Genomic DNA, 22,239 nt, shown 5'->3' on the forward strand with positions numbered 1-22,239 from the left:
CGCCCCCGCGCTCACGCCGGGCGGCACCCGCCCCCGCGCTCACGCCGGGCGGCACCCGCCCCGGCGTGAGCGCTTCCGGCGTCCGTGTTCACCGCGTCCGTGCTCACCGCGCACGTGTTCACCGCGTCGGTGCTCATCGCGTCCGTGTTCACCGCGTCCGTGCTCACCGCGTCCGTACGACCGTCGCCGCCCACCCCAGCACCAGCCACGCACCCGCCACCGCGCAGACCCCGCCCCAGCCCCAGTGGCCGTAAGCGGGGCCCGCGAGTGCCGAGGCCAGGGCGCCGCCCGCGAAGCCGGACACGACGTACGCGGTGTTGGCGGTGGCCGGAGCGGAGGTGGTGGTCAGGGCGAGGGTCTGGTTGGCGACGTGTGAGGCGACCAGGGCGGCGTGCACCAGGACCGCCGCCGCGCACAGGGCCGCCATCGCCTGCCCGCCCAGCCAGAACAGCGGCACCGAAACGGCGGCGAGCAGATACGCGGACCGTACGACCCTCGCGGCGCCGAACCGGTCGACCAGGCCGCCCGCGAGCGGCGCGACGACACTCGCCGCGAGCCCGAACAGGCCGAACAGCCCGGCCGCGGCGGTGGTCATGCCGTAGCCGTCGCCCCCGGCCAGGAGCAGAGCCAGCGAGGTCCACAGGGCGCTCCAGGCGCCGTACATCCCCGCCTGGCGCACGCAGGCGCGCCACAGGTCTGGCGAGCGGCGCACCACGCCGGGCAGCGCGGCGAGCCCGGCGAACAGCGAACCCTCACGCCGGCGCCGTTCCGCGGGCAGGACGTACGCGGTCGCCAGCCCCAGTACGGCGGTCAGGACGGCCGCGCCCACGAACACCACGCGCCAGCCGTAGGCCTGCCCGACCAGTCCGCCGAGCACGCGGGCCGCCACGATGCCGGTGAACAGGCCGGCGATGACGGCCGCGACATGACGGGCCCGGCGGTCGGCCGGGGCGCGCTCGGCGACCAGCGGGACCAGGAGCTGCGGGACGACGGTCGCGGCCGAGGCGACCAGGACGGCGCCCGCGAGTGCGCCGGTCCCGGCCGACGCGGCGCCGACGACCAGGGCCGCCGCGGCGACCAGCGCCAGGACGGCGACCAGGCGGCGCCGGTTCACGCTGTCCCCGAGCGGGGCGAAGAAGAGCAGGCCGGCCGCGTAACCGAACTGCGCGACCGAGGCGAGCCAGGCCACCGCCGAGGGCGTGGAACCGAAGTCGTGGGCGATGAGGGGGAGCAGCGGCGCCGCGAGGTAGATGTTGGCGGCCGTGACGGCGGTGCAGACGGCGATCAGGGGGAGGAAGAGACGGGAGGAGGCGGACGGCCTCTTCCGGGGCGCGTCGCGGACCTCGCCCTCCGGCGTGGTCCGGGTGGTGGCGGCTGACGGTGACGACATGGGCGGAGCGACTCCTTCGAGCGCACTAACAACTAACTGGTTGGTTGGAAGCAACTCCCGGAGTGTCATCCGCCTCCCTCCGCCTTGTCAACCAAATAGTTGGTTACCGCGCCCGCCCCGCTACCCTGTCCCCATGGGAGCAAGGGACCCCGAGGCCACCAAGGCTCGGATCTTCGAGGCCGCGGTCGCCGAATTCGCCCGCTACGGCATCGCCGGCGCCCGCATCGACCGCATCGCGGCCGAGGCCAAGGCCAACAAGCAGCTGATCTACGCCTACTACGGCAACAAGAGCGAGCTGTTCGCCTCCGTCCTCGAGAAGAAGATGCTCGACCTCGCGATCTCCGTCCCCGTCGACCCGGACGACATCGAGGGCTGGATCGACCGCCTGATGGACTACCACACCGCCCACCCCGAGCTGATCCGCCTCCTCTTCTGGGAGGGCATGGAGTACGGCACCGCCGAGCTGCCCCACGAGGCCGAACGCCAGGACCACTACGTCCGCAAGGTCGCCGCCGTACGGGACGGCCAGGCGCGCGGCGTGGTCACCGACGCCATCCCGGCGCCCGACCTGCTCTTCCTGCTGGTCGCGATGACCAACTGGGCGTCCGTCGTGCCGCAGATGAAGCGCATCCTGGTCGGTGGCGAGGACACGGACGCCGACCGCCTGCGCGCCTCGATCAAGGAGGCGGCGCGCAGGATCGTCTCCGGCCGGGGCTGCTGAACCCGGACCGGCGTCAGTTGGTCCCGATCCGCGAGAGCAGCTCGACGATCCGGGACTGCACCTCGCCGCTCGTGGAACGCTCCGCCAGGAACAGCACCGTCTCGCCCGAGGCCAGCCGCGGCAGGTCGGCCTGGTCGACGGCGGCGGTGTAGACGACGAGCGGGGTGCGGTTGAGCTGCCCGTTCGCGCGCAGCCAGTCGATGATCCCGGCGTACCCGGCCTGCCCGCGCTGCACCCGCATCAGGTCCATCACGACCAGGTTCGGCCGGAACTGCCCCGCCAGCGTCACCGCGTCGGCGTCGCTCGCCGCCCGCGCCACCTGCATCCCGCGCCGCTCCAGCGTCGCGGTCAGCGCCAGCGCGATCTCCGCGTGCTCCTCGATCAACAGCACGCGCGGCGGGTGCTGCTCGCTGTCCCGGGGCGCGAGCGCCTTCAGCAGTACGGCGGGGTCGGCGCCGTAGGCGGCATCGCGCGAGGCCTGTCCGAGCCCGGCCGTGACCAGTACCGGCACCTCGGCCGCCACGGCGGCCTGCCGCAGCGACTGGAGCGCCGTACGGGTGATCGGCCCGGTCAGCGGGTCCACGAACAGCGCGGCGGGGAACGCCGCGATCTGCGCGTCGACCTCCTCGCGCGAGTGCACGATCACCGGCCGGTAGCCGCGGTCGCTGAGCGCCTGCTGCGTGGAGACGTCCGGCGCGGGCCACACCAGCAGCCGGCGCGGATTGTCCAGCGGCTCCGGCGGCAGCTCGTCGTCCATCGGCTGCGGACGCGGCGGGTCCGCCACCTCCACGGCCCCGCCGGGCCCGTCCAGCGGCTCGGGCCCTTCGGCGGCGTTCTTGTCCGGCGCTCCTATGGCGTACGACCGTCCGGCGCCCTCGGTGACCGGCGCGCGCCGGGGCTGACCGCCGGCCGGCGACGGCTGCTCCTGCCCCTGCGACCGGCCCTGGGGCTGGGGCTGTTGCTGTGGCTGCTGCTGGGCCTTCGGCTGCGCCGCGGCGGGCGGCTGTTCGGCCGACGGATGCGGGCGGGCCGACGGTTCCGAGCGCGTCGCGGCCGGGTCGGGCGGCGTACCCAGCTTGCGGCGCCGGCCCGAGCCGCCCGGCTGGTGCGGGGCGGGGGTGGCCGACGGCTGCTGCACCTGGACCGCCTGCCGGTTGAACGGCACGCCCTGGCCCAGCGTCCGCACGCTGATCGCCTGTCCCTGCGTCGAACTCGGGTCGACGGGCGCGGACGCCTCGGCGGGTAGGGGCTGCGCCGCGCGCGGAGCGGGAGCGTTCTCCGGGGGCAGCGGGGTTCCCCGGCTCGGCGTGGAGGCGGGGACGCCCTGCGGGGGCGTCGAGGCGGGGGGCGCGGCAGGGGCGGGGCCAGTGGTGCCGCTCGGGGGTACGGGGGTGCCGGCGTCCGTGGCGTCCGCGGTGGCGGGCCACGGCTGCGGGGCCGGCTGACCGGCGGCAGCGGGCTGCGCGGTGTCGGCGGTGGCCTCGACGGGCTGGGGCGACTCGGGGTGGGCGGCAGGTGCTGGTGCGGACTCGGGTGCTGGTGCGGCCTGAGCGGGTACGCCCTGACCGGCCGTGTTCTGCGCGGCGGGGTGCTGTGCGGCGGTGTTCTGCGGAGGTACGGGGGCTCCCTGCGCGGGGACTCCATGTACGGGGGCTCCCTGCGCGGGGGCTCCGTGCACAGGTGTCCCCTGCACGGGGCCGCCCTGCGCAGGACGGCCACCTTGCGACGTCGACGCCGGCACCGCTTCTTCGGGCTGCTGGGCGGCGGCACCGGCCCGGCGACGCCGTCCCGTGGGTGCCTCGGCCGGGTGCGGCTGCGGCGGGGTGTGGTCGTCGGACTGGTCGTGCGGTACGGCGTCGTGCCGGCCGTCGTCGAGCGGGGCGTCCCCGGAAGCGGCCGGGCCGGGCACCTGGAGCTGCCCCGTGGGCGCCGTCACGGGCGCTGCGGCGCCGGCTGCCCCGTGCGGCTCCACCGTCCCGTCCCCGTCGGACGGCCGGTCCGCGTCGGCGGGCGGCAGGGCGAACACCTGACGCGGCGCCGCCTCCTGCGCGGCGGCACGCTCGTTCGCGGACGCCAGGGCACGTCGCCGGCGCCCGGTCGGCCGGGACGCGTCGTCCGGGTCCGACTCGCCGGCCTGCGCGGGCAGGGCCGGCGGCAGCGCCTGCTGCTCACCACCGTCCCGCCGGGCGCGCCGACCGCCGGGCGCGGGCACACCCTGCGGCGGTACGGTCCCGCCGAGACCGGTGTTGGAGGCCGCGGACCCTCCGCCGTGCTCGCCGGCCATGACGACGGCGCCCTCGGACACCCCGGGGGGCAGGCCTTGGGGCAGTCCCTCGACGGAGGCACCGACGGCCTCCGCGGACCGCCCGCGCCGGCGTCCGGTACCGCCGGACCCCTCGCCCGGCGCCGCCTGCGCGGGAACCGGAAGCGGTACGGACACCGGGACCTGTCCCTGCGAACCGTGGACCTGCTCCAGCGACCCCTGCCCTTGCTCCAGCGACCCCTGGACCTGTCCCTGCGATCCGTGGACCTGCTCCAGCGCCCCCTGCCCTTGCTCCAGCGACCCCTGGACCTGTTCCAGCGATCCCTGGACCTGCTCCTGAGCCTGAGCCGCACGCCGCCTGCGCCGTCCGGTCGGTGCGGTACCCGAGCCTTCGGGACCGGTGACGGCCCCTTCGTCGCCCTCGCCCGCCGCGCCCGCGACCTCGCTCCCGAGGAACGCGTCGACGGACGCCCGCCGAGCCCGCCGCCGCCCGCCACCGGGGGACGGCTCCTGAACGGCCAGGGCGCTGCCCGCACCCGCGGCACCCTCGACCTCGGCGGCCTGTGCCTGTGCCTGCGTCTGTGCCTGCGCCTGCGCCTGTCCTTGGACCGGGCCCGGGGCCTGGGCCCCAACAGCCCCCGCCCCACCACCGATCGGCACCTCCAGCACGTACGCGTTGCCGCTCATGCCCGGCACCTCGTGCGTCTGCAGCACGCCACCGTGCGCCCGCACGATTCCCCGCACGATCGGCTCGTGCACCGGGTCACCGCCGGTGTACGGACCGCGCACCTCGATGCGTACGACTTCGCCGCGCTGCGCCGCCGCGACCACGACGGTGTTGTCCAGGTAGCCGCCCGTCGCCGACACGGGCGAGTTGCCGGTGGCGTCGACGCCCGCCACGTCCGCGACGAGATGCGCGAGCGCGATGGCCAGCAGCCGGACGTCGACCTCGGCCTCGATGGGCGGCGCGTGCACGGCGAACTGCACCCGTCCCGGCCCGATCAGTTCCACGGCCCCGTCGACGCCGGCGGCCACGACGGCGTCGAGCATCACCTTCGAACGGGAGACGTTCTCGTTGCCGACGTCGAGGCGCTGATAGCCGAGGACGTTGTCGATGAGGGTGGTGATGCGCGAGTAACCGGCCGAGAGGTGGTGCAGCACCTGGTTGGCCTCGGGCCACAGCTGCCCGGCGTCGTCCGCGGCCAGTGCGGCGAGCTCCTGCCGCAGTTCGTCCAGGGGACCGCGCAGGGAGCCGCCGAGGAGGGTGAGCAGCTGCTCGTGCCGGGCGGCGATCGCCTCGTAGCGGTCCTTCTCCCGCTCACCGAGCGCGGCGTAGCGGTCGGCGTCCGCGGCGACCTCCTCCGCATGCTTCTCCCGCAGCTCCTCCAGCTCGGCCACGTGCTGTTGGCGCAGCGCGGTCAGCTCGGAGGCGTGCTCCTCGGCGAGCCGCTCCAGTTCCTCGGCGTGCCGCTGCTCCGCCTCCTCGTGCTCCTTGACGAGCGCGTCGTAGGGGCGCCGGTCGGTGAAGGTCATCACGGCGCCGACGAGCTGGTCGCCGTCGCGCACGGGCGCGGTCGTCAGGTCGACCGGCAGCTGGTCGCCGCTCTTGGCGAACACCACCTGCCCGCGCACCCGGTGCTTGCGACCCGAGCGCAGGGTGTCGGCGAGCGGGGACTCGTCGTACGGGAAGGGTGAGCCGTCGGCCCGGGAGTGCAGGATGAGAGTGTGCAGCTCGCGGCCGCCGAGGTCGCTGGCCCGGTAGCCCAGTATCTGGGCGGCGGCCGGGTTGACGAGGACGATCCGTCCGTCGGTGTCGGTCCCGACGACGCCCTCGGACGCGGCCCGCAGGATCATCTCGGTCTGCCGCTGCGAACGCGCCAGCTCGGCCTCGGTGTCGACGGTGCCGGAGAGGTCGCGGACGACGAGCATCAGGAGTTCGTCGCCGGTGTAGCCGTAGTTGTCGTAGGCCTGCTGGCCGGTCTCCAGGTTGGCGCTGGTGACCTCGACCGGGAACTCGGTCCCGTCGGTGCGTCGGGCGACCATCCGCGTGGGCTTGGTACGCGCCCGCGGATCAATGTGGTCCGGCCGCCGCATGGACCCGGGGATCAGCCGCGAGTCGAACTGCGGCAGCAGATCGAGCAGCCCGCGCCCGACCAGCGCGGTGCCCGGAGTCTCGAAGGCCTCCAGCGCGATGGTGTTGGCGTTGACGACGGTGCCGTTGGCGTTGACCAGTACCAACGCGTCCGGCAGAGCGTCCAGTATGGCTGCGAGGCGAGCAGTGCCTCGGGATGGCCTGCTGCTCACGAGACGCTTCCCTCCTGTTACCGCACTTGCCGACCGCCCGGGCCATATTGCCAATCGGTCCGCAGCGTGTCACGCGAGGGAGTCTAAGGGTTGGGGCCGGGCGGGCGGTGTGGGATGGCAGGGACGACGCACGAGGAAGTGACGCAGAACGTGTGACCGAGCGCCCGCGCACCGCCCTCCCGGCGCCGTACCGGAGCGCCTACGACCGTCCCCGCGCCTGCGGTCCCACCTCGGGCAGCAGCGGCACCATGCGGTCCCAGCGGGAGATCTCGCAACCGTCGCGGCGGTCGTACGTCACGTCGACGGGGCGTCCGGCCCAGGTCCCCGTGACGTGCGCGGTGGCGGGACCGCCGTACTGCATGGTGCAGACGCTGCCCTCCGGGACGGGGGCGAAGGTGTCCTCTCCCCACCGCGTGTCGCGCTCGACGACGGCACAGGCGCCGTCCGGGTCGGGGTGGCTGCCGCCGTGGGGGTGGCAGTACAGCTCGTACGTGCCGTCCGCGCCCGCGCCGGCGTCCCGGACGGTGACCGTCAGGTGATCGACGCTCGGCGCCTCGGTAGCGGCGGCGGCCGGGTGCGCGGCGGACAGGGAAGCGAGGGAGGCGACGGACAGGGCGGCGGCGCCGAGGAGACGGGCGGCGGCGGGGAGGCGGGTGAGCTGGAACATGACCTGACTAACGCGCCGACCTGCCGGACGTTGCGCGGCCGGGCGGTAAGGGCTTTGCCCTGCGGCCTGCCCGCCTAGTACCGTAGGGGTCGATTGGTGACAGCGCGCTCAACTGTGTCATCATCGGCACGCGCCACTCGCGCTCGCACGCGAGAGGTGATGTTGTCTGGAGGCGTCGCCTAGTCCGGTCTATGGCGCCGCACTGCTAATGCGGTTTGGGTCTTAAAGCCCATCGAGGGTTCAAATCCCTCCGCCTCCGCACGGATCATCGAAGCCCCGGCCCACCCGGCCGGGGCTTCGGTGCTGTCCGGGCACGTCTGGTCTCGATAGCTCGTTTCCGCAGGTCACAAGCGGTGCGGCCAATGGATTTCACATGGCGGCGGCAGTCATGTAATGTTCTTCCTGTCGCCGCGAGCGGGCCGAAAGGGCCGGGAGCGGCGGTAAAACTGAACAAGACAAGCACTCGTAGCTTAACGGATAGAGCATCTGACTACGGATCAGAAGGTTGCAGGTTCGAATCCTGCCGAGTGCACAGCAGAGCAGAGGCCCCGTCGAGGTGATCGACGGGGCCTCTGGCGTTCCACCGCCGGGGTGATCGCCGTTCGCGACTGTGTCTAGGGTGTGCCCATGTTGCGAGGACGCTTCTTCATATCCATCCGGATATCCATCCGGCCGAGCCTCGACGGAGGACGTCGGTGAACAAGCCGCTGAGGGCCGTGGCGATCTTCTGCGGGCTGCTGGTGCTCGGCCTGCTGATCCGCGCGAACTGGCTGCAGTACGTCCGGGCCCCGGAGCTCGCCTCCGACACGAAGAACCGGCGGGTGCAGATCGAGCAGTTCGCCACCGCGCGCGGGGACATCATCGTCGGCGGCCGGGCGATCACCGGCTCCACCGAGACCGAGGGCACCGACCTCAAGTACAAGCGCACCTACGTCGACGGGCCGATGTACGCGCCGGTGACGGGGTACGCGTCGCAGGCCCAGGGCATGACGCTGCTGGAGAAGACCTACGACTCCATCCTGACCGGCAAGGACGACCGGCTGGCCTTCCAGCGGTTCGCCGATGTCGTCAGCGGTGAGGGCCGGCGGGCCGGGTCGGTGGTCACCACCATCGACCCGAAGGCGCAGAAGGCCGCCTGGAAGGGGCTGACCGACCTGAAGGGCGCGCGGGGCGCCGTGGTCGCGCTGGACCCGGCGACGGGGAAGGTGCTGGCCATGGTGTCGGCGCCCTCCTACGACCCGTCGGTGTTCGCGGGCAGCACCTTCAAGGAGTCCGACCGCTTCGTGGCGCTGGACAAGAAGAAGAACAAGCCGCTGGCCAACCGCGCGCTGCGGGAGACCTACCCGCCGGGCTCCACCTTCAAGATCCTCACCGCGGCCGCCGCGCTGGAGCACGGGGTGGTCACCGATGTCGACGCCCGTACCGACGCCGTCTCCCCGTATCCCCTGCCCCAGTCCACCAACAAGATCGGCAGCGAGGCCGGCGACGCGGTCTGCAACAAGGCATCGATGAAGACCGCGATGCAGTACTCCTGCAACAACGTCTTCCTGGACGCCGCCTCCAAGCTGGGCCAGGACAAGCTGCGCGAGACGGCCGAGAAGTTCGGCTTCAACGAGAACGTCTACTCCGACGACTTCGGTGACCTGCTCGCCACGAAGAGCCTCTACCCCGAGAACCTCGACGCGCCGGGCACCGCGCTCACCGGCATGGGGCAGGGCAGCCTCACCAGTACGCCCATGCAGATGGCCATGGTCACCGCCGGGCTGGCCAACGACGGCAAGGTGATGCAGCCGTACATCGTCGACGAGGTCAAGGGCCCCGATCTCGGCACCCTCGAGAAGACCGAGCCCGCGGTGATGAGCGAGGCGGTCTCCGCCGAGACCGCGCAGAAGGTCCAGCAGATGATGGAGTTCACCGCCAAGGAGGGCAGCGCCCGCCGCGCCCAGATCGACGGCATCACGGTCGGCGGCAAGACCGGCACCGCGCAGCGCGGTGTCAACGTGGACGACGAGGTGCCGTACGGCTGGTTCGTCTCCTACGGCAAGAAGGACGACGGGTCCTCCGTCGCCGTGGCCGTCTTCATCGACCCGACCGACATGGACATCTCCCGTGAGGACATCTCCGGTGGCGGTCTGGGTGCGCCCATCGCCAAGAGCGTCATGGAGGCGGTCCTCAAGCAGTGACGCCGGAGGCGGTGGTGGTCAGGCGCCCGCGGCGTCGTACGCCTCGCGGGCCCGCTCGACCGCCGCCATCCGCCGCTCCGTCCACAGCGCAAGGTCCCTGACCTGCTCGGCCGCCTCACGGCCGAGGCCGGTCAGGGAGTAGTCGACGCGGGGCGGGATCACCGGCCTGGCGTCCCGGTGGACCAGACCGTCGCGCTCCAGGGTGCGCAGGGTCTGGGCCAGCATCTTCTCGCTGACCCTGCCGATCTCACGGCGCAGCTCGCTGAAGCGGTACGGGCGCTCCAGCAGCGCGATCAGGATCAGGGTGCCCCAGCGGCTGGTGACGTGCTCCATGACCAGCCGCTCGGGGCACATCGGCTCACTCTCTGCCATGTCCATACGGTACTTCCGCCGTTGTCAGTGGCTGCCTCTAGTCTCGACGGCGATGGCACAGGCATGGAAGTGCGCGGGACTTCGCTGGACGGGCGAAGGCCCCGTGCTGACGTGGGTCGGGGGCCGCGGCAGCGCGCTGTCCCGGGGGAAGCGGGTGGCCTTCGGGGTCGCCGAGGGGGGTGCGCGGACATGCGTGGGAGCGCGGGGGCACGCGTGTCCGGTGCGGGCCGGTGTGACGGGGCGGAGTACGGGGGCGCGGTGCGAGGAGTGTGCGCGGCTGGACCGGGCGCACTCCGTGGCCGCCGACACGATCGCGGACGATCCGCGGCCGTACCGCGTCTATCTGGCGTGGTTCGGACCGGGCCTCGTCAAGGTGGGGATCACCGCGTACGAGCGGGGAGCCGCCCGGCTGCTGGAGCAGGGGGCCGTCTGTTTCAGCTGGCTGGGTCGCGGGCCCCTGATGTCCGCGCGCCGGACCGAGGAACTGCTGCGGGCCGCGCTGGGCGTGCCCGACCGGATTCCGTACGCCCACAAGCGGGCGGTGCGGGCCGGGTTGCCGGAGACGGAGGCGGAGCGGGTGGCCGAGATCGCGGAGTTGCACGCGCGGGCGGTGGCGCTCGGCGGCTGGCCGGAGTCGCTGACGCCGGAGCCGTTCCGGGGCGTGGACCATGCGGGCGTCTTCGGGATCGAGGGGGACGGCCGTGGGCCGGCCGCCGTGGGGGAGGTGGCCGAGCTGGTGGTGGGCGGGGCGATCGGTGGTGACCTGGTGGCGGCCGCCGGGCCGGATCTGCATCTGGCGACGGAGCGCGGGGTCGTCGTGCTGGACACGCGGCTGATGACGGGGTGGGAGCTGGTGTCCGCCGAGGGCGAGCCGTGCGCCGTGCCCGTGCGAGAGCTCAGACGAGCGGCCGGAGTACAGGACGGGCTGTTCTGACCTCGTCCCTGGCTCCCTCCTCTCCCCCCGGCTCCCTCCTTTTCCCTCGTCCCCGGCTCCCTCCTCTCCCCTCACTCCCGGGCCCCTCACGCCTCGCCCCCTCGCCCTCTTGTCCGCGGGCGCGTGGGACGCGATCGTGGCCCCATGAGTGATCAAGAGGCCGGAGAGGTCCGCCGGTTCTGGGAGGAGCTGGAGCTGCCCGGACTGGTCGACGTGCACACCCACTTCATGCCCGAGCGGGTGCTGCGCAAGGTCTGGGGCTACTTCGACGCCCTCGGGCCGCTGACCGGCGGAGTGGAGTGGCCGATCACCTATCGGCAGGAGGAGGGCGAACGCGCGGCGCTGCTGAGGAAGTTCGGGGTGCGCGCCTTCACCGCCATGCTGTATCCGCACAAGGCGGGCATGGCACGGTGGCTGAACGGCTGGGCGGTGGACTTCGCCCGCCGGACCCCCGACTGCCTGCACACCTCCACCCTCTTCCCGGAACCGGGCGTCGAGACGTACGTCCGCGAGGCCGTCGAGGCGGGGGCGCGGGTCTTCAAGGCGCATGTGCAGGTGGGGGCGTACGACCCGGCCGACGAGCTGCTCGACGCGGCCTGGGGCGTGCTCGCCGAGGCGGGCGTGCCGGTCGTCGTCCACTGCGGCTCCGGGCCCGCACCCGGCAAGCACACCGGGCCCGAGCCCATCGCGCGGGTGCTGGCGCGGCACCCCCGGCTGCGGCTGGTCGTCGCGCACCTCGGGATGCCCGAGTACGAGGACTTCCTGGACCTCGCCGAGCGGTACGGCGAAGTGCGGCTGGACACGACGATGGCGTTCACCGACTTCAGCGAGCGTCTCGCCCCCTTCCCCGGACGGGCACTGCCCCGGCTGGCCGGCCTCGGCGACCGCATCCTGCTCGGGTCGGACTTCCCCAACATCCCGTACCCCTACCTGCACCAGCTGCGCGCGCTGGAGCGGCTGGAACTGGGGGACGCGTGGCTGCGGGGCGTGTGCCACGACAACGCGGCCCGGCTGTTCGGGCTGGCCGGCCACCGAGGAGCCTGACGGACAGTACCCGAGAGGCCTCTGTGGGTTTCTCAGAGAAATCACAGCTTGGGGAAAGGGTGCTCTCAGAGCGCCCCGACATCGTGTCCGGTATGACCACGACCTCGCCCCAGGGGCGCACCGAACTGCTGAGGCCGGACGGGAGCCCCGTCCGGGTGCTCGTGGTGGACGACGAGCTGTCCATCACCGAGCTGCTGTCCATGGCCCTGCGCTACGAGGGCTGGCAGATCCGCAGTGCCGGGGACGGACACGGTGCCGTCCAGGCCGCGCGCGAGTTCCGGCCCGACGCCGTCGTGCTGGACATGATGCTGCCCGACATGGACGGGCTGAGCGTGCTGGGGCGGCTGCGCCGCGACCTGCCGGACGTGCCGGTGCTGTTCCTGACCGCCAAGGACGCGGTCGAGGACCGCATCGCCGGGCTGACCGCCGGCGGGGACGACTACGTCACCAAGCCGTTCAGCCTGGAGGAGGTCGTCGCCCGGCTGCGCGGGCTGATCCGGCGCACCGGTGCCGCCGACCGGCGCGCCGAGTCCGTACTCGTCGTCGGCGACCTCACCCTCGACGAGGACAGCCACGAGGTCACCCGGGGCGGTGACGGCATCCACCTCACCGCCACCGAGTTCGAGCTGCTGCGGTTCCTGATGCGCAATCCGCGGCGCGTGCTGAGCAAGGCGCAGATCCTCGACCGCGTGTGGTCGTACGACTTCGGCGGACAGGCCAACGTCGTCGAGCTGTACATCTCCTACCTGCGCCGGAAGATCGACGCCGGTCGCGAGCCGATGATCCACACCCGGCGCGGTGCCGGCTACCTGATCAAGCCCGCCGCGTCATGAGCGGACGGCGACGACCGCGGCCGCGGACCCTGCGGACGCGGCTCGTCGTCGCGTCGGTGGCGCTGATCGCGGTGGTGTGCGCGGTGATCGGCACGGTGACGACGGTGGCGTTGCGGTCGCACTTGTACGACCAGTTGGACGACCAGTTGTGGGACGTGTCGATGCGGGCCGTGGGCGGTCCGGCGGACGGCCGTCCCGGCCCGGGCCCGAACCCCCTGGACGACCGCGACCCGCTCGAGTTCGTCGTCAAGGGCCCGCAGGCCATCGGCACCATCGGGGCGACCGTCGAGGACGGCGAGGCCACCGAGGGCCTCGTCAGCCGGGCCAAGGAGGAGAACGGGGTCAAGACGGCCGAGGCCGTCGTGCTCGACGAGAGCGGGCTGGCGACTCTCGACTCCGTCCCCAAGGACAAGAACCCGCACACCGTGGACATCCCCGGGCTGGGCGACTACCGCGTGTTGTACCAGAGTGGCAACGACGGGGAGTTCTACGTCGCCCTCCCGACGGAGGACACCGACAACATCGTCAACACCCTGATCCTCGTGGAAGTCAGCGTCACCGCCGCCGGCCTCATCGCCGCCTCCCTCGCCGGTACCGTCATCGTCGGTGTCGCCACCCGCCCCCTGCGCAGGGTCGCCGCCACCGCCACCCGCGTCTCCGAACTTCCCCTGCACACGGGCGAGGTGAACCTCGACGAACGGGTCCCGGAGTCCGAGTGCGACCCGCACTCCGAGGTCGGCCGGGTCGGTGCCGCGCTCAACCGGATGCTGAACCACGTGCACGGCGCGCTGCACGCACGGCAGGCGAGCGAGACGCGGGTCCGGCAGTTCGTCGCGGACGCCAGCCATGAGCTGCGTACGCCACTCGCCTCCATCCGCGGGTACGCCGAACTCACCCGCAGGGGACGGGAACAGGTCGGCCCCGACACCCGGCACGCGCTGGGCCGCATCGAGTCCGAGGCCGGGCGCATGACCCTGCTGGTGGAGGACCTGCTCCTGCTCGCCCGCCTGGACGCCGGGCGGCCGTTGCAGTTCGAGCGGACCGACCTCGTACCGCTCCTCGTGGACACCGTCAGCGACGCCCGCGCGGCCGGGCTCGACCACAACTGGCGGCTCGACCTGCCCGAGGAACCGGCACTGGTGTCGGCGGACGCCGCCCGGCTCCAGCAGGTGCTGGTCAACCTGCTGGGCAACGCCCGCAACCACACCCCGCCCGGTACGACCGTCACCGCGCGCGTGCGGGCCGACGGTGCCTGGCTGTGCGTGGACGTCGAGGACAACGGGCAGGGCATCCCGGCCGAGTTGCTGCCGCGCGTCTTCGAACGGTTCGCGCGCGGCGACTCCGCGCGGTCCCGCGCCACCGGCTCGACGGGGCTCGGGCTCGCCATCGTGCAGGCCGTGGCGTCCGCGCACGGCGGTGCCGTGACGGTCGACAGCGTGCCGGGGCGGACGGTCTTCACCGTGCACCTGCCGGCGCTCCCGGCCGGCGAAACGCAGTGGCAGCAGCACTCACAGGCACGGCACAGCGTCACCACACGGGCACGACAGGGGACTTGAGAAGAGTCGGTCCCATGCGAACCGACTCTTCTCCCGGCTCCCTGCCGGCGCGGGAGCATCTCCCGGCCGCAGGAGCCGGTACGCCTGTCCTGGACGTAGTGGTCCCCGTCTACAACGAGGAGAAGGACCTCCGGCCGTGCGTCCTGAGACTGCACGATCACCTGACGCGGACGTTCCCGTACGCCTTCCGCATCACGGTCGCCGACAACGCGTCCACGGACGCCACTTCGCACGTCGCGGCGCGGCTGGCGGCGGAGCTCGCCGAGGTCACGACCTTCCGGCTGGAGCAGAAGGGGCGCGGCCGGGCCCTGCGGACCGTCTGGTCGGCCTCCGACGCCCCCGTCCTCGCCTACATGGACGTCGATCTGTCCACCGACCTGAACGCGCTGCTGCCGCTGGTGGCCCCGCTGATATCCGGTCACTCGGACCTCGCGATCGGCTCCCGGCTCGCCCGCAGCTCCCGGGTGGTGCGCGGCGCCAAGCGGGAGTTCATCTCCCGCTCCTACAACCTCATCCTGCGCGGCTCCCTCCAGGCCCGCTTCTCCGACGCCCAGTGCGGCTTCAAGGCGATCCGCCGGGACGTGGCCCAGGTGCTGCTGCCGCTGGTGGAGGACACCGGCTGGTTCTTCGACACCGAGATGCTGGTGCTCGCCGAACGCGCGGGGTGCCGGATCCACGAGGTGCCGGTCGACTGGGTCGACGACCCCGACTCCACCGTGCACATCGTGAGGACGGCGACGGAGGACCTCAAGGGCGTGTGGCGGGTCGGCAAGGCCCTGGCCACCGGTTCGCTGCCGCTGGACCGGCTGGCGCGGCCCTTCGGCGATGACCCGCGCGACCGCGACCTGACGGACGTACCGCAGGGGCTGGCCCGGCAGCTCGTCGGCTTCTGCGTCGTCGGCGTCCTGTCCACCCTCTTCTACCTGCTGCTCTACAGCGGCTTCCGCCACTTCGGCGGCTCGCAGCTCGCCAACGCGCTCGCCCTGCTGGTCTCGGCGGTCGCCAACACCGCCGCCAACCGGCGGCTGACCTTCGGGGTGCGGGGCCGCGGCGGCGCCGTACGGCACCAGGCGCAGGGGCTGGTCGTCTTCGGTATCGGTCTCGCCCTGACCGCCGGTTCGCTCGCCGCCCTGAACGCGGCGACGGCCGACCCGGACCACTCCACCGAGCTGGCGGTACTGATCGCCGCCAACCTCGCGGCCACCGTGCTGCGCTTCCTGCTCTTCCGCGCCTGGGTGTTCCCGGACGCGCCGCCCGCCGTGGACGCGCCGCCGATCGCGGATCCGCCGGACGGTCGGCTTCCGGAGCCGTACCGCACCTGGAGCGACGCCACCGTGCGCCTGCAGCCGGTGCCCCCCGCCGACACCGACCCGAGGGACGGACGATGACGACGCACTACGACCGGACGACCCGCGCGGGGGACGCGCACCCCCCGGACGGCCAGGACGGGGCACCGCCGCCGGCGCCGCACGCCCCCGTGGCCGCGCCCGCGCCCGCTCCCGCTCCCGCGCAGCCACGGGAGCCACGGCAGCCCCGCCTCCGCAGACTGTGGCGGGGCCGCCCCGAGGACCCCCGCTGGGTGCGCCCGGCCTTCCTCGGCCTCCTGCTGGCCACCGCCCTGCTTTACCTCTGCAACCTGAGCGCCTCGGGCTACGCCAACTCCTTCTACTCGGCCGCCGTGCAGGCGGGCAGCCAGTCCTGGAAGGCGTTCTTCTTCGGCTCGCTCGACGCCGCGAACGCCATCACCGTCGACAAGCCCCCGGCCGCGCTGTGGCCGATGGCGCTGGCGGTGCGGATCTTCGGGCTGAGCTCGTGGTCGATCCTGGTCCCCGAGGTGCTGATGGGCGTCGCGACGGTCGCCGTCGTGTACGCGGCGGTGCGCCGCCGGTTCAGTCCCGCGGCCGGGCTGATCGCGGGTGCCGTGCTGGCGCTGTCGCCCGTCGCGGCGCTGATGTTCCGGTTCAACAACCCGGACGCGCTGCTGGCGCTGCTGATGTCCGTCGCCTGCTACCTCGTCGTCCGCGCGCTGGAGGACGGCCGGACCAAGTGGCTGGTGTGGGCCGGCGTCGCGATCGGCTTCGCGTTCCTCGCGAAAACCCTCCAGGCCTTCCTGATCCTGCCCGCGCTCGCCCTCGTCTACGGCGTCTGCGCGCCGGTGCGGCTGAGGAAGCGGCTGGGGCAGCTGGCCCTGGCGACCGTCGCGATCGTCGTCTCCGGCGGCTGGTGGGTCGCGGTCGTCGAGCTGTGGCCGGCCTCGTCGCGGCCGTACGTCGGCGGCTCGCAGAACAACAGCTTCCTGGAGCTGACCTTCGGCTACAACGGCCTCGGCCGGCTCAACGGCGAGGAGACCGGCAGCGTCGGTGGCGGTGGCGGTATGGGCGGCGCCGGCGGCGGGCAGTGGGGCGAGACCGGCTGGGACCGGATGTTCAACTCCGAGATCGGCGGCCAGATCTCCTGGCTGCTCCCGGCCGCCCTCGTCCTGCTCGTCGCGGGTCTGATCGCCACGCGGCGCGGCGGCCGTACCGACACGGCCCGCGCGTCCTTCCTGGTCTGGGGCGGCTCGCTGCTGATGACCACGGCCGTCTTCAGCTACATGGCGGGCATCTTCCACCAGTACTACACGGTGGCCCTCGCGCCCTACCTGGCGGCCGTGGTCGGCATGGGCGCGGCGGCGCTGTGGGAGCGGCGCGCGCGGGGCTGGGCGTCCCTCACCCTCGCCGCGGCCGTCACGGCGACCGCGGCCTGGGGATACGTCCTGCTCAACCGCACGTCCGACTACCTACCCTGGCTGAAGTGGCTGGTCCTCGTCGGCGGTCTGGTCGCCGCGCTCGGGTTGGTCTTCGTCGGACGGCTGGGGCGGCGGCTCGCTCCGGCCGTGGCGGGGCTGGGCGTCGTGGCGTCGCTGGCGGCACCCACCGCGTACACGCTGAGCACCGTGCAGGAGGGGCACAGCGGCTCCATCGTCACGGCCGGTCCGGCCGGCGCGAGCATGATGGGCGGCCCGGGCGGTGGCGGCGGTGGCCGGGGCGGTGGTCCCGGGGGCGGCGGCTTCCCCGGCGGCGGGAACGCGCCCGGCGGCCAGGGGCAGGGCCAGGGCCAGGGGCAGGGCGCTCCCGGCAACGGCGGCTTCCCCGGAGGCGCACCGGGCCAGGACGGCCAGACGGCGGCCCCGAACGGCCAGACGGCCCCGAACGGCCAGACGGCCCCGAACGGCCAGACGGCTCCCAACGGCCGGAACGGCCAGACCGGCGAGCGCGGCGGCATGGGCGGAGGCGGCGGCATGGGCGGGCTGCTCAACGGCGCGCAGGTCGACTCCGAGGCCAAGAAGCTGCTGGAGACCGACGCCGACCGGTACACCTGGGTGGCCGCCGCGATCGGCTCCCAGAACGCCGCGAGCTACCAGCTCGGCACCGGCGACCCGGTGATGGCGATCGGCGGCTTCAACGGCACGGACCCGTCGCCGACGCTTGCCCAGTTCAAGGAGTACGTGGCGGACGGAAAGATCCACTACTTCATCGGAGGCGGCGGCGCGGGCGGCGGCATGGGCGGCGACTCGGGTACCTCGTCGCAGATCACCTCGTGGGTCGAAGCCAACTTCAAGGAGGTCACAGTCGGTTCGGCCACCTTCTACGACCTCACGCAGCCGACGAACTGATCCGGAAAGACCATGCTGTACAGCGTATAAGAGCCCCTATACGCTGTACAGCATGACGACGTCCTCCCGGGAACAGGTAACCGTGCCCACGGTCCAGGGCCACCCGCAGCGTTGGCTGATCCTCGGTGTCATCAGCCTCGCCCAGCTGACCGTGGTGCTGGACAACACGGTGCTGAACGTGGCCATCCCCTCGCTCACCGACGAGCTCGGCGCGGCCACCTCGGACATCCAGTGGATGATCAACGCCTACTCGCTGGTCCAGTCCGGCCTGCTGCTCACCGCGGGCAGCGCGGCCGACCGCTACGGCCGCAAGAAGATGCTGGCCACGGGCCTCGCCCTGTTCGGCCTGGGCTCGCTGGCGGCGGGACTCGCGGACACCACCGGCCAGTTGATCGCGGCGCGGGCCGGTATGGGGGTCGGCGGTGCGCTGCTGCTGACCACCACGCTCGCCGTGGTCATGCAGATCTTCGAGCCCGCGGAGCACGCGAAGGCGATCGGCATCTGGAGCGCGGTCAGCGCCCTCGGCTTCGCGTGCGGGCCGCTGATCGGCGGCTTCATGCTGGACCACTTCTGGTGGGGCGCGATCTTCCTGATCAATCTGCCGGTCGTGGCGCTCGGCCTGGTCGCGGTCGTGACCCTGGTCCCGGAGTCGAAGAACCGGCAGGGCGACCGCCCCGACCTGATCGGCGCCGTACTCTCCACGATCGGCATGGCCGCCCTGGTCTACGCGATCATCTCCGGCCCCGAGCACGGTTGGACGTCGGGCCGGGTGCTCGCCACGGCGGCCGTGGCGACCGGAGTGCTCGCGCTCTTCGCGTACTGGGAGAGCCGCATCCCGTACCCCATGCTCGACCTGGCCTTCTTCCGCAACCAGCGGTTCACGGGCGCGGTGGCCGGGCTGGTGCTGATCACCTTCGGCATGGGCGGCGCGCTCTTCCTGCTCACCCAGCACCTGCAGTTCGTGCTCGGGTACGGCCCGCTGGAGGCGGGGCTGGCGACCGCGCCGCTGGCGCTGACCGTGGTGCTGCTGAACTTCTCCGGGGTGGCGGCGAAGTGGCTGGCCAAGCTGGGCACGCCGGTGGCGGTGCTGCTCAGCATGGTGCTGATGTCGGCGGGCCTGGTGGCCATCGCCACCCTCACCGGTCAGGGCTACGCCGGCACGCTCCTGGGCCTGCTGCTGATCGGCGTGGGCTGCGCGCTCGGCAACCCGGCCATGGCACACGCGATCATGAGCTCCATCCCGCCGGCCAAGGCGGGGGTCGGCGCGGGCATCAACGGTACGTTGGCGGAGTTCGGCAACGGGCTGGGCGTGGCGGTCCTGGGCGCGGTGCTGAACTCACGGTTCGCGGCGCTGGTGCCGGTGGCGGCGGCGTCGTTGCCGGCGGCGCTGGCCTCGGCGGAGGGGGAGGCGGAGCGGGAGCGGGTGATCGACGCGTTCTCCTCCGGACTGGAGCGCAGTCAGTTGGTGGGGGCGGTGGCCGTGCTGCTCGGCGGGGCCGTGGCGGCGGTGTTGCTGCGGCGGGCGGACAAGGGGGGCGCCCAATAACCCCGGGCGGTGGGGTATCCGCGCGGCTGCGGGCTCGTTGTGGCTGGTCGCGCCGTTCCCCGCGGCCCTGAAGGGGCGCCTAGCATGACCGGCATCGGTGAGCGAGGTGGGTACGTATGGCGAAGGCGGGCCAAGGGCCGCGGGCCAGTGTCTGGCTGGCGGGCGAGGGGCGTCGGAGCGGGCGGCGCGGCGGGCAGCCGTCCGGGCTGGACCGGGAGCGGATCACCGAGGTCACCGTCCGGCTGCTGGACGCCGAGGGCCTGGCCAAGTTCTCCATGCGCCGCCTGGCCGCCGAGCTGGACGTCACCGCGATGTCCGTCTACTGGTACGTCGACACCAAGGACGAGCTGCTCGAACTCGCCCTGGACGCCGTCTTCGGCGAGCTGCGCCACCCCGGCCCGGAGGTCGGCGAGGACTGGCGCGGGGAGCTGCGCACGCTGGCCCGGGAGAACCGCCGGCTGCTGGTGCGCCACCCCTGGATGTCCCAGCTGACCGGCACCTACCTCAACATCGGGCCCCACTCGCTGGCCTTCTCCCGGGCGGTGCAGGGCGTGATGCGGCGAAGCGGGCTGCCCGCGCACCGCCTGACCGGCGCCCTCTCCGCCGTCTTCCAGTTCGTCTACGGCTACGGCACCATCGAGGGCCACCTCCTCGGCCGGGCGGCGGCCAGCGGCCTGAGCCCCGACGACTACTTCCAGGCCTCCATGAGCGCGGTGGCCGAGTCGCCGGACACCGCGGACGTCATCCAGGAGTCCCGGGAGATCATGTCGGCCCGCGGCGGCGACACGGTCGCCGAGATGCTGGACCGTGACTTCGAGTTCGCGCTGGACCTGCTCGTGGCGGGCATCGAGGCGATGGTCGAACGAGGGTGAGTCAGTCGTCCGCCGCGAGCCGCGCCGGGAAGCCGCCCGTCGCCACCGGTCCCCACTTCTCCGGTGTCACCCGAATGATCGACTTGCCCTGCTCGACCATGGCCCGCCGGTACTCGTCCCAGTCGGGGTGCTCGCCCGCGATGTTGCGGTAGTACTCCACGAGCGGCTCCACGGAGTCGGGCGTGTCGATGACCTCCGCCGTGCCGTCGATCTGGACCCAGGGACCGTTCCACTCGTCGCTGAGCACGATGAGGCTGACCCGCGGGTCGCGGTGCGCGTTGCGGGTCTTGGCCCGCTCCGGGTAGGTGGAGACCACGATCCGTCCGGAGTCGTCGACCCCGCAGGTCAGCGGCGAACCCTGCGGGCCGCCGTCGGCCCGCCGGGTCAGCAGGACCGCCCGGTGCCGGGGGCGTACGAAGTCCAGCAGCTCGGCCAGGGAGACACGGGTGTTCGTCGCGATGTTCGGTGCCATGCCGCCAGCCTAGGCCGCGGCCCCGCTGTCCGGCCCGCTCTCCAGCTCGCTGTCCGGCTCGCTGTCCGGGTCGCCCTCATCGAGGTGGCCTTCCGGGCGCAGCGCCTCCGCCAGGTTGTCGTACACCGGCACGTCACGGCGCAGCCCGGACAGTTCCAGGACGCGGCTCGGTACGCCCTTCGGGGCGGCCACCACCCGCAGCCGGGTGTGCCGGTGTGTGCGGCGGCGTACCTCGGCGAGGAGGCGGACGCCCTGGGAGTCCATGAAGCGGGTCGCGGTCAGGTCCAGGACGAGGACGCGCAGGCCGTCGGAGTGGTGGTCCACCGCGGTCATGATCAGGGGCAGCAGCCCCGTGGCGTTGCAGAAGTCGATCTCGGGGGGCAGCGCGAGCACGGCGTAGCCGGGCGGGTCGCACGGCTCGCACGGTTTTGGGAGGAAGGTCACGTCACTCACCTGACAGACGTCCGCCGGCTTCCGGTCGAGGCCGCTTCCTGACCCGGCCCCCATTCCATCACGCCGCCGACGGGGCGGGGAAGGTGCCCGCCGGTCCTTCGGCCGGGCGTCACCGGCGCGCAACCAAGCAGCTAAAGTGCTGTTCGTCCTGTGCTCGCAGTCGGGAATGTGCTGCGGAGCTCTCCTGCGCACGGCCGTTTGGCCGCGCATGCCGAAGAGGTTCGTGGTGGCTGCGTCCGAATTTACTGATTTGCCGCGTTTTCCGGTGGGCTTCGAGCTGGCCGAAGCCCTGACGTCGGCGGCTCGGCAACTGCACGGGACGGGCACCCCGGACGAGACCCTGAACGCCGCGGTCGAGCTGGCGGTGCGCCTGCTGCCCGGCGCGGAGCACGCGGGCATCTCGGAGATCCAGCGCGGCAGCCGGCTCCGCACCCTCGCCTGGACCGACGAGTCCGTACGGTTCGCGTCCGAGCCCCGGCACGGCGGCGGCCGTGAGCCGCATCCGGACTGGGAGCGTCTGTGGACCACGCCCGTGGTCCGGACGGACGACAGCGACGCCGACGGCGGCGGCAACGCCCTCTCCGGCCTGGGCCTGCGTTCCGCGCTGTCCCTGCGGCTGCGCGCCGACCGGCGCCGCCTGACCGTGCTGACGGCGTACGCCCGCAAGCCGCAGGCCTTCAGCGAGGAGGCCACCCGCATCGGCCGGCTGTTCACCGCGCACGTCTCCCTCGCCCTGGACTCGGCGACCGTGCGCGAGCAGCTCACCGAGGCCATGCGCACCCGGGACCTGATCGGCCAGGCCACCGGCATCCTCATGGAACGGCTGGACATCGACGCGGCCGGCGCCTTCGACTCCCTGGTGAAGGCCTCGCAGCGGGAGAACGTGAAACTGCGCGACCTCGCCCGCCGCATCGTCGACGCGAACACGGGCGCGGGGTGACGAGGCTTGGGCGAGCGGTGACGGGATATCCGTA

General features: G+C 72.9%; 17 protein-coding genes and 2 tRNA genes. 13 read left to right on the forward strand and 6 right to left on the reverse strand.

Annotation, left to right across the window (positions count from 1 at the left end):
• Positions 1–163 precede the first annotated feature (163 nt).
• Positions 164–1,390, reverse strand: a complete 1,227-nt coding sequence (locus ACFW48_RS30390; protein WP_386320183.1) for an MFS transporter — start codon at positions 1,388–1,390, stop codon at positions 164–166.
• Positions 1,391–1,523: 133 nt separating this feature from the next.
• Between ACFW48_RS30390 and ACFW48_RS30395 the strand changes: the two genes are divergently transcribed.
• Entirely contained in the window at positions 1,524–2,111 is a 588-nt protein-coding gene (locus ACFW48_RS30395; RefSeq protein ID WP_386320185.1) for a TetR family transcriptional regulator, read from the forward strand.
• Between the two features lie 13 nt (positions 2,112–2,124).
• Here ACFW48_RS30395 and ACFW48_RS30400 read toward each other — a convergent pair whose 3' ends face one another.
• Positions 2,125–6,678, reverse strand: a complete 4,554-nt coding sequence (locus ACFW48_RS30400; protein ID WP_386320188.1) for a PAS domain-containing protein — start codon at positions 6,676–6,678, stop codon at positions 2,125–2,127.
• 199 nt (positions 6,679–6,877) lie between these two features.
• Complete coding sequence (locus tag ACFW48_RS30405; protein ID WP_386320191.1) at positions 6,878–7,345, reverse strand: SSI family serine proteinase inhibitor; 468 nt, start codon at positions 7,343–7,345, stop codon at positions 6,878–6,880.
• Positions 7,346–7,513: 168 nt separating this feature from the next.
• On the opposite strand from ACFW48_RS30405, the gene ACFW48_RS30410 reads away from it, so the two are divergent.
• From ACFW48_RS30410 to ACFW48_RS30420, 3 genes are all read left to right on the forward strand, one after another.
• Positions 7,514–7,604: transfer RNA gene (locus tag ACFW48_RS30410), tRNA-Ser, on the forward strand.
• Positions 7,605–7,804: 200 nt separating this feature from the next.
• Positions 7,805–7,877 (forward strand) — tRNA-Arg (locus ACFW48_RS30415).
• A 163-nt stretch (positions 7,878–8,040) separates the two neighbouring features.
• Positions 8,041–9,528, forward strand: a complete 1,488-nt coding sequence (locus ACFW48_RS30420; RefSeq protein ID WP_386320194.1) for a peptidoglycan D,D-transpeptidase FtsI family protein — start codon at positions 8,041–8,043, stop codon at positions 9,526–9,528.
• Positions 9,529–9,546: 18 nt separating this feature from the next.
• On the opposite strand, the gene ACFW48_RS30425 is transcribed toward ACFW48_RS30420, so the two are convergent.
• Positions 9,547–9,906 (reverse strand): winged helix-turn-helix transcriptional regulator, encoded by a 360-nt coding sequence (locus ACFW48_RS30425; protein WP_386320196.1) that lies wholly within the window; start codon positions 9,904–9,906, stop codon positions 9,547–9,549.
• Between the two features lie 46 nt (positions 9,907–9,952).
• Here ACFW48_RS30425 and ACFW48_RS30430 point away from each other — a divergent pair, with 46 nt between their 5' ends.
• The 8 genes from ACFW48_RS30430 to ACFW48_RS30465 all read left to right on the forward strand — a co-directional run bounded on the left by ACFW48_RS30430 (position 9,953) and on the right by ACFW48_RS30465 (position 20,340).
• Positions 9,953–10,834, forward strand: coding sequence for a DUF2797 domain-containing protein (locus ACFW48_RS30430; RefSeq protein WP_386320198.1), 882 nt, complete (start codon positions 9,953–9,955; stop codon positions 10,832–10,834).
• A gap of 144 nt (positions 10,835–10,978) precedes the next feature.
• Positions 10,979–11,878 (forward strand): amidohydrolase family protein, encoded by a 900-nt coding sequence (locus tag ACFW48_RS30435; RefSeq protein ID WP_386320200.1) that lies wholly within the window; start codon positions 10,979–10,981, stop codon positions 11,876–11,878.
• A gap of 92 nt (positions 11,879–11,970) precedes the next feature.
• Positions 11,971–12,711 (forward strand): response regulator transcription factor, encoded by a 741-nt coding sequence (locus tag ACFW48_RS30440; RefSeq protein WP_386320203.1) that lies wholly within the window; start codon positions 11,971–11,973, stop codon positions 12,709–12,711.
• Positions 12,708–14,267 (forward strand): sensor histidine kinase, encoded by a 1,560-nt coding sequence (locus ACFW48_RS30445; RefSeq protein ID WP_386320205.1) that lies wholly within the window; start codon positions 12,708–12,710, stop codon positions 14,265–14,267. The genes ACFW48_RS30440 and ACFW48_RS30445 overlap by 4 nt, the downstream gene beginning before the upstream one ends.
• 14 nt (positions 14,268–14,281) lie before the next feature.
• The gene (locus ACFW48_RS30450) at positions 14,282–15,655 is read left to right on the forward strand and encodes a glycosyltransferase (RefSeq protein WP_386320208.1); all 1,374 of its coding nucleotides are present in this window, start codon (positions 14,282–14,284) and stop codon (positions 15,653–15,655) included.
• Entirely contained in the window at positions 15,652–17,922 is a 2,271-nt protein-coding gene (locus tag ACFW48_RS30455) for an ArnT family glycosyltransferase (RefSeq protein WP_386320210.1), read from the forward strand. Before ACFW48_RS30450 ends, ACFW48_RS30455 begins: the two co-directional genes overlap by 4 nt.
• Positions 17,923–17,974: 52 nt before the next feature.
• Complete coding sequence (locus ACFW48_RS30460) at positions 17,975–19,468, forward strand: MFS transporter (protein ID WP_386320212.1); 1,494 nt, start codon at positions 17,975–17,977, stop codon at positions 19,466–19,468.
• 116 nt (positions 19,469–19,584) lie between these two features.
• A complete protein-coding gene (locus ACFW48_RS30465; protein ID WP_386320214.1) occupies positions 19,585–20,340 on the forward strand; it encodes a TetR/AcrR family transcriptional regulator in 756 nt (251 codons plus the stop codon).
• Between the two features lies 1 nt (position 20,341).
• On the opposite strand, the gene ACFW48_RS30470 is transcribed toward ACFW48_RS30465, so the two are convergent.
• Together ACFW48_RS30470 and ACFW48_RS30475 are read right to left on the reverse strand one after the other, a co-directional pair.
• Entirely contained in the window at positions 20,342–20,812 is a 471-nt protein-coding gene (locus tag ACFW48_RS30470) for a PPOX class F420-dependent oxidoreductase (protein ID WP_386320216.1), read from the reverse strand.
• 9 nt (positions 20,813–20,821) lie between these two features.
• A complete protein-coding gene (locus ACFW48_RS30475; protein ID WP_386320219.1) occupies positions 20,822–21,256 on the reverse strand; it encodes an STAS domain-containing protein in 435 nt (144 codons plus the stop codon).
• A gap of 217 nt (positions 21,257–21,473) precedes the next feature.
• On the opposite strand from ACFW48_RS30475, the gene ACFW48_RS30480 reads away from it, so the two are divergent.
• Positions 21,474–22,205, forward strand: a complete 732-nt coding sequence (locus ACFW48_RS30480; protein ID WP_386320458.1) for an ANTAR domain-containing protein — start codon at positions 21,474–21,476, stop codon at positions 22,203–22,205.
• Positions 22,206–22,239 lie beyond the last annotated feature (34 nt).

This window comes from Streptomyces sp. NPDC058812 (assembly GCF_042744565.1).
GTDB lineage: Bacteria > Actinomycetota > Actinomycetes > Streptomycetales > Streptomycetaceae > Streptomyces > Streptomyces thinghirensis.